Genomic DNA, 12,340 nt, shown 5'->3' with positions numbered 1-12,340 from the left:
TAATTTAGTTGAAACCGTAGGTTAAATCCTACGGTTTTAAAGATTAAACACTTTAATCCAAAATCTATTTTCAAAATTCCTCTGGATTTTCAGAGGAGAATTTGAAGATATAAATTTATATATAGCCACATAAATCTTAAATTAAGATATTGGAGCAAGCAATATGAAAAAGATATTAATTATTGAAGACGATGTAACACTTAATAATCTCATAAAAACTTTTATAGAAAAGTATGGTTATGAGTGCATTACAATAAAAGACTATGAAAATATAGAAAACGAATTTCATGAAGTAAAACCAGATCTAGTACTTCTTGATATTAATCTACCTTATTCAGATGGGTTTCAGCTTTGCAGAAGCTTTAGAAGAGAGTCAAACATACCTATAATTTTTATCTCGGCTAGAAGTAGTGAATTGGAGCAGATTAGAGGTATAGAAATGGGAGCTGATGACTACATAGTGAAGCCCTTCAGTTTTGAATTATTATTGGTTAAAATTCAAGCTTCCTTTAGAAGAATGATGGATTATTCTCAGGATAAAAGAGTTCTAATAGCTTCAAATGGATTGGTACTTAATAAAAATAACTTTGAGATAAGCTTTGAAGATAAAACAACAGAATTATCAAAAAAGGAATTTCAGCTTCTTAGTAAGCTTATAGAAAAAGAAAATTCAGTAGTATCTAGAGAAGAACTTTTAGAAGAGCTTTGGGATGAAACCTTCTTTGTAGATGATCATACATTGACGGTGAATGTTACTAGGGTAAAAAATAAATTGGCATACCTTGGGATAAGTGATGTGATTAAAACTAAAAGAGGCTTTGGCTATATATATAGTGGTAACGTAAAAGATGAAAAAGAAATTAATAATTGATTTTTTAAAAGATAATTTAGGTTATATAGTAGCTTTCTATGCAAGTATAGGTTTAGTTTTACTATATTATTTTATAATAGAAGATATAACAGATATCGCTTATCCCATTTTAATAGCTTCTATTATTTTTATAATATTTTTATCAATACAGTTTGTTAAATTTTATAGTTTTCATATAAATATTAAAGAATCAATTAACTCAGAAAAAAATAAAATCTTTGAAGGAACTAATGAGCAAAAATATTTTTTAAATATATTAAAAGATCTGCAGGAAGAGTATTTAAAAGAGATTAGTAGAATGAGCTCTGACAGTAGCACGTATAAATATTTTATTTCCCAATGGATTCATAACATGAAAACTCCTGTATCAATTATAAGTCTTGTACTTCAAAAAGTAAGATACGAGAGAGAGGGCGGCGAAGAAGAGTCAAATGATATTGATAAAGCCCTTGAAGAAATTGGTGAAGAGAATTCAAAGCTTCAAAATGGGTTAGAGCAATTATTAAACCTTCTTAGAATGGAACAATTTGTGAGAGATTATGAGCCTGAGGAGGTTAATCTTTTAAACTCAATAAAAGAACTTATTAATTCAAAAAAATCCTTATTTATTTATAATAATGTATTTCCTCAAATTGAGTGTGAGGATGCTGCCATTAGAGTACTTACTGATGAAAAGTGGAATAAGTTTTTAATTGAACAAATAATAAGCAATGCAGTTAAATACTCGAAGGAAGAAGGAAAAAAGAAATTTATTAAATTTGAAATTAATAAATTCGATAATATGGTAAAACTTGATGTAATCGATCAGGGAATAGGAATCTCCAAAACAGATCTAAATAGAGTTTTTGAACCCTTTTTTACAGGTGAAAATGGAAGAAAGTTTAAGGGAGCAACAGGAATAGGTCTTTATATCTGCGAGCAGCTTTCAAAAAATCTAAACCATAAATTGACCATAGAATCTCAAAAAAGTAAGGGGACAAAAGTATCTATAACCTATTATTTAAATACCACAGGAGGAGTTATAGATGGAGGTACTAAAAGCTAATAATATAGTTAAAAATTATAGTGGTTTATTTAATTATGATTCTCAAAATATTATTAATGGCTTGAATATTAACATTAATGAAGGTGAATTTACTGCTATCATGGGTTCTTCTGGGAGTGGTAAGACTACACTTTTAAATATGTTCAGTGGGGTGGATAAACCAACAATAGGTGATATTGAAATAATGGGCTTAAATATTTCAAAGCTTAATGATAATGAAAGAGCAATTTTTAGAAGAGAGAATCTTGGGATGATTTTTCAAAACTTTAATCTTCTTGATGATTTAACATTAGAGGAAAATGCAGCATTGCCTTTAGTTATTCAAGGAAGGAAAAGAGAATTTATAGAGGAAAAGGTTGGTGAATTATTTAAGCTTTTAAATATATATGATGTAAAAGATAAATACCCAACTAGTGTGTCAAAAGGACAGGGACAAAGAGCAGCATGCTGTCGAGCCTTGATAACAAATCCCAAAATTATATTTGCAGATGAACCTACTGGTAACCTTGATTCTAAAGCAGCAAAAAAATTTATGAGTTATATGAAGCGTATAAATGAAGAAAAAAAGATAACTATAATTCTTGCAACTCATGATTCTATAGCAGCAAGCTATTCCTCAAGGGTTATTTTTATAAAGGATGGTAACTTATTTGCTGAAATTTATAATAAAGAGGATGACAAAAAGTTTCATAATAAAATTCTAGATTGCCTTGCAATAATGGGTGGTGAAGGCTAGTGGATTACCTCGGTATTGCAATAAAAAACTTAAGTAAGAATATAGGCAAATATACTACTTTTTTTATAGCGTGTATTTCTTCACTAGCTTTGAACTTTATCCACTCAACATTGGTTTATAATGATATAACTTTGATTTCTAAAAATAATTTATTGATAATAATTTTAAAATTATCTATGGTAATTATAATTGGTATGCTCTGCTACTTTTTAATATATGCGTACATTAGTTATATGAAGCTAAGAGAAAAAGAGTTTAAACTCCTAATGCTTATTGGAATGACTCAAAAAGAGCTTTTTGGAGTGCTTTTAGTTGAAAATACAATTTTACTTTCAATTTGCTTGATTTTTGGAATATTGCTCGGAGCAGTATTTTCAAAAATATTTTTTATGAGTCTTCTAAAGTATCTTGGACTTAACAGTATTAATTTAAGATTGATAAAAATTAATTATATTTCAATAATATCCTTTGGGATAGTTCTTTACGTAATTCTTGGTCGAATGGCCAAAAAAGTATTAATTGATATTACGACTTTAGAAAAATATCAAGGGGAAAGGTTTATACTTAAAGTTAAAAGGGGTGCAAAGGTATTAGCGCTTATTGCATTGATTATTCTTAATGTTTGGTTATGGATTCATAGTGCTAGTAATAAAAACTATGTACCTACTAGTAAGTGGGTAAATTGTGTAACGTTTCTATATTTGCTTATTTTTTATGTGAGCAAGCTTATCCTAAGTTTTTTCAATAAAAAGAAGTATTTTTATAATGGAAAGTTTTTGTCCTTTCAAGCTACTATAAAAAATCTTTATAAGGGAGATACTTTTTTATTTAGGATAACTTTTTTTAGTTTTCTTTTTATAACTTATAATAGTATCTATAAAATTTATATCCACGATACAGCTAGGATAACTGTAAATGAAATAAAAATTCTAAATTTAATAGATTCTTTTACTAATATAACTTTCTTTTTTATATTAGCAAGTATATTATATTTTAAATCCCAAATTGAATTAGAGTATATGAAGGATTACTTCTCAAGACTATATTTAGTTGGACTGACTAAGAATGAGTTAAGGGCTACTGCTAAAAGACTGCTTACAAGCATATTTTTTACTAGCTGTACTCTAAATTGCTTTATGACAGTTTTTTATTTATTATGGGTCAAAATAGATTTTGGATATTTTAAATCAAATCTAATACTTCTTTTATTAGCATATATATTTAATTTTATAGCATATTCAAAAGCTAGAGACAAATACAATTTAATAATTGACCTTTTGTAGAGAATTAACTAATTATTAGCAAAAATGAAATAATATGTTCATACTTAGGGCTTATAATAAAGCTTGTAATAGTATAATATTACAGATCCCTAACTTCTATCAGTTGAATTAAAGAATTCAGCTGATTTTTTTTGTCTTTTTATTATGGCGATGCTAAAGCATCGTGTTGAAATTAAGTGGTTATCCATCCGATGCTTTATAACCACTTAATTTCAACAATACTCCTAAACATAGCCTTTATTATTAATATTTCACTAAAATATTATATTTTGTGTGAGTTCACTATTGATGATAGATATTATTTGTTATAAAATTACAATATTGCTTTAAAATACATTCCTTTTTGCAGTTCATAAAATACAAATATAGATGTACCACTTCAATCCTAAAACTATTTTCAAAACTCCTCTGGGTTCTGAGAGGAGAATTTGAAAATATAGATTTTATTATGAAGTGGTACATCAATAAGAATGGAGGGATAGAAGTTTGATAGAATTAAAAAATATCTCTAAATCTTTCAAGGTCTTTAGACGTAATCCTGGTTTTAGTAAAGCTTTAAAATCTCTTTTTAGAAGAGAGTACGATTTAGTTAATGCACTTGAAGATATATCTTTCAATATATCTGAAGGTGAGATGGTTGCTTATATAGGCCCTAATGGTGCCGGTAAGAGTACTACAATTAAAATAATGAGTGGTATCTTAAATCCAGACAGTGGAAGCTGTGTTATAAATGGAAAGGTTCCTTGGAAAAATAGAATTGAGTATGTGAAAGACATAGGTGTGGTTTTCGGGCAGAGATCGCAGTTATGGTGGGATGTGCCTGTAGTAGATTCTTTTGAACTATTAAAGGATATATATAAAATTCCATATGGTGAGTATAAAAGCAATAAAGATATGCTTACAGAGCTTTTAGATCTTGAAGATATAATCAAAACTCCAACCAGGCAATTAAGCCTAGGCCAAAGAATGCGCTGTGAAATAGCCGCATCACTTCTTCATAGCCCCAAGATATTATTTCTAGATGAGCCAACCATAGGTTTGGACGCAGTTTCAAAAATCGCAGTAAGAGATTTCATAAAAGAAATAAATAAAGAAAAGAAGACTACAGTTATACTTACCACTCATGATACTCAAGATATTGAAGCTTTAACCAAAAGGATGATACTTATAGGAAAAGGGAGAGTACTCTTAGACGGAAAACTTCAGGATTTAAAAGACAGGTTTAATAATGACGGAGAACTGAATATAGATGAAGTTGTAGTAAGAATGTACAAGGAGTACAACATATGAGAGGGTATATATCTTTCTTTAGGATAAGGTTTATAAATGGATTGCAGTATAGATCTGCAGCTTATGCAGGAATTGTAACTCAGTTTGCTTGGGGATTTATGTATATAATGTTATATGAGGCCTTTTACAGAAGTGGCGCTAAAAACTTACCTATGAATTTTACTCAGCTTTCTAGTTATATTTGGCTACAACAAGCCTTTCTAGCACTATTCATGACTTGGTTTCTTGAAAATGATATATTTGATCTAATAACTAATGGAAACGTTGCCTATGAATTAGTTAGACCACTAGATTTATATAATCTCTGGTTTAGTAGAAGCTGTGCTAATAGACTATCAAAGGCTATACTCAGATGTTTTCCAATCCTTTTTGTTGCAATGATTTTACCAGAACCATATAGATTTCATTTACCAGTTTCAATTATTTCAGCACTACTATTTATTATATCTATGATAGTTGCCTTTTTATTAGTGGTAGCATATTGCATGCTTATATATATTTTTACCATGTATACTGTATCTCCTATGGGAGTTAGGATGGTTTTAGTAATGCTGGCTGATTTTCTTTCAGGTGGTTTAGTTCCGTTGCCGCTTCTTCCAGATTGGTTTACAAAGTATATAAATTTTTTACCCTTTGCATCTATGCAGAATACGCCTTTTAGAATATACAGTGGTAGTGTTTCATCAATGGATGCAGTATATAAACTGATGCTTCAGCTTATTTGGCTAGTGATACTTGTGGGATTAGGAAAAATAATAATTAAAAAAGCATTAAAAAATGTAGTAGTTCAGGGGGGGTAAAGAAATGAGATTATATTATAAGTATTTTCTGATGCATTTAAAATCCGTAACCCAGTATAAAACTTCTTTCCTCTTAACAACTATAGGGCAAGGGATGACTACTTTTTTTTCGTTTTTAAGTATGTATTTTCTTTTTGATAGGTTTGGAAATATTGAGGGATATACTTTTAAAGAAGTGCTTTTATGCTTTAGTACTATATTTATGTCTTATTCTTTAGCAGAGTGCTTTGCAAGAGGCTTTGACTCTTTTTCTTCAATAATTTCTAATGGTGAATTCGATAGAATAATGGTTAGACCAAGAAATGAAATCCTGCAGGTGTTGGGTTCAAGAATTGAGTTTACAAGAGTAGGAAGACTTATACAAGCAATTATAGTATTTTCTTATGCGATAATAAGTGGTGGAGTTCATTGGGACGCACTTAAGATAATTACAATAACTTTTATGATTTTAGGGGGAGTGTGTATCTTCTCAGGTCTTTTTATGATATATGCAGCTATATGTTTCTTTACTTTAGAAGGACTTGAGATTATGAATATACTCACTGATGGCGGAAGAGAATTAGCACAGTATCCACTTAATATTTATAATAAGTGGGTGATTAAATTCTTTACTTTTATAGTTCCGTTAGCATTCATCAATTACTATCCTTTTTTGTTTATCATAGGAAAATCACAAGGGCACGAACTTATATATATGATTTCTCCTTTAGCCGCTGTTTTATTTTGGATTCCAAGCAATATGCTATGGAAGTTCGGAATTAAACACTATAAATCCACTGGATCATAAAGTATATTTGCAGTGAATATCAATTATAGTTAGCATCTTATAAATAATGGTTCATAGTAATATCTTTATACAATTGAATGTAATTAAGTATAACAAATAAAGCCTATATAGATCAGGTATTTATAAATTTTTAATAATTAAAAGTCCGTGCATAGATAAGGAAATTAAGTTCCTAATATGCATGGCTTTTATTTTTACATAGAGTCCTTATTAATATTGTGATAATTACTTTGGTCATCCTTTTTCTATACTTTTGGCAATAAGTTTACTTTGACTTTATGTGCAATAATTTACCATAAATATTTATTTATACTAAGGACAAAATAGAAATATTATTTAGTCGGAAGAATAGGAGGCGATATGATGAACCTTCAAAATACAATTAGAGAATTGCAAGAAAAGCTTGGCTTTCCTGCTGAGTTTGTTTCAAAAAAGCTTTTATTAGGAAAACAAAATCTTGTTGAAGCATATTTGATGTACCTTACTGGAACAATTGATAAAAACATTATAGATAGAGATATATTAAATCCATTACTGCTTCATATAAATGAAGATTTATCTAGTAATAACAATGTAGAAGACTATATAACAAGTCGGTATATTGCAGTAAGCAGTACCACTATAGAAACTGATATAAACAATGTAGTATTTGAAATTAAAAGAGGAAAATCAATTTTAATACTAGGTAATTCGGATAAATTTATTATGATTGATACTGCTACTGAGAAATATAGAGCTATAGAAGAGCCACCAAATGAGACCTCCTTAAATGGGCCAAGAGATGGATTCATAGAAAATGTTAAATCAAATGTAGCCTGCTTGAAGAAAAGGATTAAGGATAAAAATCTGAAAACTGAAATTTTTATGTTAGGAACTAGAAGTCAGACTGACTTGGTGCTTATGTATATTGATGACATAGTGGATAAAGAATATCTAGATAAGCTTAGGAAAAGAATACAAGAGATAGATGTAGATTCAATCGCTGCTAATGGAATTATAGAGCAGTTTATAGAAGATCGTCCTTACAGTATTTTTCCATTAACCTTCGGTTCTGAAAGACCGGATGTAGTGCAAGCGCACATAATGGAAGGAAGAATAGCTTTTTTATTAGATCAAACGCCCTATGTGACTACGTATCCTTCAACCTTTATAGAATTTTTTCAAACTCAGGAAGATTATTATGGGCGAACACTGATATCTAGTTTCGTAAGAATATTAAGGTTACTTGCAGCTTTTGTAGTTATTACATTTCCTGCTATATATATAACTTTAATAAAATTTAATGCTGAAATGATTCCTTTAAAGTTTATTAAAACTCTTGTTGAATCAAGAAGAGATTTAGCGCTTACTCCATTTATGTCTCTAGTGGCTATGCAAGTAACTATTGAGCTATTAAGAGAAGGAGGTCTTAGGCTGCCAACAAAGATAGGGCAAACCTTAAGTGTGGTTGGTGGAATAATTATAGGTGATGCAGCACTTAAAGCTAAGTTTGTAAGTTCGACAACTCTTCTTGTGGCTGGAACTACAACTATTGCCTCTTTTGCTATATCTAATTATAAGATGACGCTTGCGATAAGACTTATATCTTACCCCATGTCAATCTTAGCAAACTGGTTAGGTGTGATGGGAATAGCAGTAGGTTGGTTTTGTCTGCTTGCTTACTTATGTTCCCTGGAAAATCTGGGGGTTCCGTATTTTACTTTTCATAAAAGAGATCTTAAGGATACTATAATTAGGGCTCCTCATACTAAGCTTAATACAAGACCAGAGGCTATACCTAACAATAATCCAAGAAGACAGGGTAACGTAGGAAGTGGTGACAATGGGCAATAAAAAAATAACCTTAACTCCAACTGAGTTTATATTAACTTTGGTAACAGGTATGGTGGGAGTTGGGATACTCTACATCCCAAATGGACTTATAAAATATGCCAATCAAGATGCATGGGTTGCCTGCATATTTGGTGCTGCATACCCATTTTACATAGTATTTATAGCAAAATATCTGAGTAGTAAGGCTCCTAATGATAATATATTAGTTTTGAGTAAAAAGTTGTTCGGTAGGTTTTTTGGAAACATATTAAACATTATATTTGTATCATTTTTTCTATTCATATTATCCTCTGAGGTAGCTGGATTTAGTAATGCCTTTAAAACCTACGTTACGAGTTTTTTGAAGGATTATCAAATAATAGTTGTATCTTGTTTAGCAGCGGCTTATGCAGTGGCAAACGGCATAAAACCACTAGCAAGACTTAATGTGGTTGTGTTTTTTATAACTGCAGAATTGATGTTTCTTCCTTCAGGGGCTCTAATCAATGGAAGTATCCTGAATATAATGCCGGTATTTAGATCAGGAATAGTTAGAATACTGCAAGCTTCAAGAGAAACTACTTTTTTTTATACAGGGATAGAAACTATATTGCTTATATATCCACTATTGAATAAAAAAGATAAGATATTTAAATATGGAACAATAGGTGTTTCTTTTGTAATGGTTCTCTATGTATGGACAGTATTTCTTACAATATATTATTTGGGAATAGATATATCACCTAAGTATTTGTGGCCAATTTTAGCTTTGACTGATGCCATAAATATACCGATTATAAACAGTTTTAGATATATATTTTTATCCCTATGGGCGTTGATAATAATTAAATGCATAGCAATGTTTTATTATTCAACTGTATATGGAATCACTCAAGTTGTAACTAAATTCCAAATAAAACCAGTAACAATTTTTTTATATCCTATAATTGTGTATTTATCTTTATCCTTTGGAAATGCATTAGAGAGGAGTGAAATATCAGGAAAAATAACACCAATTTATGTGGTTTATATTCTAATTTATGTAACTGTAATAGCTCTAGTCTTAAAGTTGAAAAGAGGGGATGTGAATGAGGAAAAGTAGTATAGTTTTATTTTTAATAAGTGTATTGATAATAATCATATGCTTCATAGGAGCAAAAGGTGAGTTAGTAGAAAATTTAGAGCTGCCAGTTGGGCTCGGAGCAGATTTAGATAGAAGTGCTGGTCAGATTCGATACAGTGTACAATTGCTAACTTATTCAATCGGAGGAACTGAGCAGCTAGCAAAAAAGATATTAGAAGGTAAGGCTACTACTCTTGGTGAGACAAGACAAGTAAGGCAGCTACAATCAGATAAAAAACTTACACTGGGAGCTACGAGAGTATACGTCTTCAGCGAAGATGTAGCAAGGTATGGACTCAGACCTTGGATAGATATAAATCTTAATAATGCATTTATGAACGATAGAGCAATGTGTGTTGTTTGTAAAGGTACGGCTCGGGAAATGTTTGATTTTGATATATCAGGCTATGCTAGTTCAGTAGAATATATTGAGGGAATGGTGAAAAATTCTGAGGAATACAATTTTTTTAAAATGCAGTATTCTCTTAATGATATTATAGTTAGAATTGATTCAGAGGGAAGGAATGTGCTCTTACCTTATGTTGAAATTGACGGCGATAAGTTAAAATTCACAGGACTTGCAGTGTTTAATAAGGATAAGATGATTGACAAAGCAGACATGAGAGAAACCAGGGTAATAAATATGCTCAAGGAAAATCGTGTTAAGGGTATTTTTACCATAGAAAATAATCCTAAAGAGTACATAAACTTGGAAGCATCTTCAAAAAGAAAAGTAAAGTGCGTTAAAGTGGATGGAAAGTATAAGTTTACAATAAACTTAGATATAAATGGAGAAGTAGTATCTAATGAATTATATGAGAATATATATAGAAAAAATAAAGATATTAAGAAGTTTGAAAAAGATATGGAGAATAACATAGAAAAACAGTGTAATGATTTAATTAATGAGATAAAAGGAAAGTATCAAACAGATGTCTTAGATTTAGGAAGAGTGGCTGTAGCTAAATACGGAAGAAAGACCGGAGCCGATTGGGATAAGATTGTAAGTCAATCAGAGATAGAAGTAAAAGTGAAAGTGAAAGTAAGGTCATTAGGTAGAGGAAGTTATTAAAACAAAAGAAGGAAATAAAAATATGACTAAACTAAGTAATCATCAGTTATTTACACTTATGTTTATATTTGAAATAGGAAGCACTACAATTTTTGCATTAGGAATTGGAGCGAAGCAGGATGCATGGATTGTTATACTGATAGCACTTGCAGTAGGTTTAGTTTATATGTGGATTTATACAGAAATACAGAATAAGTTTCCAGGCAAGAATTATGTGGAAATAATCAAATTGATATTCGGAAATAAGCTGGGGTTAATAGTGTCAATAATGTATATTTCCCCATTCTTCAGGCATGCATCTCGTAATGCAAGGGAATTTGGAGAGTTAATCATTATAACATTACTTCCGGAAGCGCCTTTGATAATAATAGTTTTCTTATTTATAGCTACTAGCATATATATAATTCTTAAAGGTGTAGACACAATGGCTAGATTAGCTGAAATATTTTTCTATATAATTATTTTCTTTATGTTATTTATATATATCTTTACATATATTTCTGGAAATGTTGAGTTTAAAGAATTGCTACCAGTTCTAGGAGAAGGCGTTAAACCAGTGTTAAAGGAATTGCCTCCAGTTATTATGTTTCCTTTTGGAGAAACATACATTTTTCTAATGTATTGGAATCAGGCTATAGAAAAGAATAAGGTAAGAAAAACAGGAATGAAAGTCATATTTTTTTCAGGGCTGTTATTATGTGTTTCTGTTATTATGGATATTTGTGTACTAGGTGCTGAGTATACATCCATAGCCACTGTACCTTATATAGAAGCTATTAAGCTTATAAATATTGAAGGAGTTATAAGTAATATAGACGCTATAGGTGTAACGCTTATATTTATAGGTGGTTTTTTTAAAATGACAGTATATCTAAATGGTATAAACAATATATTGTGTACAGTTTTAAAAATTAAAAACCGAAATATTAGCTTATTGCTCTTAGGCTGCTTTCAATTGTGGTTCGTAATGACCTTTGAGCCTAACTATGCTTATCACAAGTGGCTCACAAATTTTGAAACAACATATTTTATGTTAATATATTCCAATATAATTCCACTCTTTATACTATTGGTGTACTGGATGAAAAGAAAGAGAATTGAATTTTAAGCTTAAGATTTAAGTTGCTGAGAGGATTGAATTAATTTAAAGTTTTGAAATATATATTTTAACAAATGAGGTGACAACCTAATAATTAGAGGATTAAGTTGTTAGGTTTCTGTGAAATATAAGGGGATTTTACTGGTATGAGGGTAATTATGAACATCATAGATATTCTAAAAAAATTCTTTGAAGGTAGAGATTGGTATATAACTTTTTTTACAATAATGACGTGGATACTGTTATTAGTAATTATTATTTACACAGTTATACAGTTTACTCTTTTTATATTAAAGGTTAAATATAAGAATGAACAATTTATAAATGAAGTAAATAATGTTAAAAAAGAGAAAATCAATAAATGAATATAAATGGAGGAAGGTGAATTACAATAATATAATAATTAAAAAAATAGGAGTAGA

At 29.9% G+C, this 12,340-nt stretch carries 12 protein-coding genes; all 12 read left to right on the top strand.

Translation table 11 applies throughout. The annotated features are described in order from the left end of the window. Positions 1 to 163 precede the first annotated feature (163 nt). The gene (locus tag J3477_RS09105; RefSeq protein WP_206869480.1) at positions 164 to 871 is read left to right on the top strand and encodes a response regulator transcription factor; all 708 of its coding nucleotides are present in this window, start codon (positions 164 to 166) and stop codon (positions 869 to 871) included. Beyond that, on the top strand, positions 849 to 1,916 hold the full coding sequence (locus J3477_RS09100; protein ID WP_206869479.1) for a sensor histidine kinase: 1,068 nt from the start codon (positions 849 to 851) through the stop codon (positions 1,914 to 1,916). The genes J3477_RS09105 and J3477_RS09100 overlap by 23 nt, the downstream gene beginning before the upstream one ends. Beyond that, positions 1,897 to 2,652 carry an ABC transporter ATP-binding protein gene (locus J3477_RS09095; protein ID WP_206869477.1) on the top strand — a complete coding sequence of 252 codons (756 nt, stop codon included), beginning with the start codon at positions 1,897 to 1,899 and terminating at the stop codon, positions 2,650 to 2,652. The genes J3477_RS09100 and J3477_RS09095 overlap by 20 nt, the downstream gene beginning before the upstream one ends. Next, a complete protein-coding gene (locus J3477_RS09090) occupies positions 2,652 to 3,935 on the top strand; it encodes an FtsX-like permease family protein (RefSeq protein WP_206869474.1) in 1,284 nt (427 codons plus the stop codon). The genes J3477_RS09095 and J3477_RS09090 overlap by 1 nt, the downstream gene beginning before the upstream one ends. Positions 3,936 to 4,421: 486 nt before the next feature. Next, positions 4,422 to 5,225, top strand: coding sequence for an ABC transporter ATP-binding protein (locus tag J3477_RS09085; RefSeq protein ID WP_206869473.1), 804 nt, complete (start codon positions 4,422 to 4,424; stop codon positions 5,223 to 5,225). Then, entirely contained in the window at positions 5,222 to 6,025 is an 804-nt protein-coding gene (locus J3477_RS09080) for an ABC transporter permease (protein ID WP_206869472.1), read from the top strand. Before J3477_RS09085 ends, J3477_RS09080 begins: the two co-directional genes overlap by 4 nt. Positions 6,026 to 6,029: 4 nt before the next feature. Then, entirely contained in the window at positions 6,030 to 6,812 is a 783-nt protein-coding gene (locus J3477_RS09075; RefSeq protein ID WP_206869470.1) for an ABC transporter permease, read from the top strand. A 363-nt stretch (positions 6,813 to 7,175) separates the two neighbouring features. Continuing rightward, positions 7,176 to 8,645, top strand: a complete 1,470-nt coding sequence (locus J3477_RS09070) for a spore germination protein (RefSeq protein WP_206869711.1) — start codon at positions 7,176 to 7,178, stop codon at positions 8,643 to 8,645. Beyond that, positions 8,635 to 9,726 (top strand): GerAB/ArcD/ProY family transporter, encoded by a 1,092-nt coding sequence (locus tag J3477_RS09065; RefSeq protein ID WP_206869469.1) that lies wholly within the window; start codon positions 8,635 to 8,637, stop codon positions 9,724 to 9,726. Before J3477_RS09070 ends, J3477_RS09065 begins: the two co-directional genes overlap by 11 nt. After that, positions 9,713 to 10,819, top strand: coding sequence for a Ger(x)C family spore germination protein (locus tag J3477_RS09060; protein WP_206869468.1), 1,107 nt, complete (start codon positions 9,713 to 9,715; stop codon positions 10,817 to 10,819). Before J3477_RS09065 ends, J3477_RS09060 begins: the two co-directional genes overlap by 14 nt. Before the next feature lie 22 nt (positions 10,820 to 10,841). Further along, complete coding sequence (locus J3477_RS09055) at positions 10,842 to 11,927, top strand: GerAB/ArcD/ProY family transporter (protein ID WP_206869466.1); 1,086 nt, start codon at positions 10,842 to 10,844, stop codon at positions 11,925 to 11,927. 149 nt (positions 11,928 to 12,076) lie between these two features. Then, positions 12,077 to 12,283 (top strand): hypothetical protein, encoded by a 207-nt coding sequence (locus J3477_RS09050; protein WP_206869465.1) that lies wholly within the window; start codon positions 12,077 to 12,079, stop codon positions 12,281 to 12,283. The last annotated feature ends 57 nt before the right edge of the window (positions 12,284 to 12,340 follow it).

Source organism: Clostridium zeae, assembly GCF_017312485.1.
Taxonomy (GTDB): domain Bacteria; phylum Bacillota; class Clostridia; order Clostridiales; family Clostridiaceae; genus Clostridium_AR; species Clostridium_AR zeae.
The sequence above is the reverse complement of the archived record's forward strand: the minus strand, read 5'-3'. Positions and strand labels throughout refer to the sequence as shown.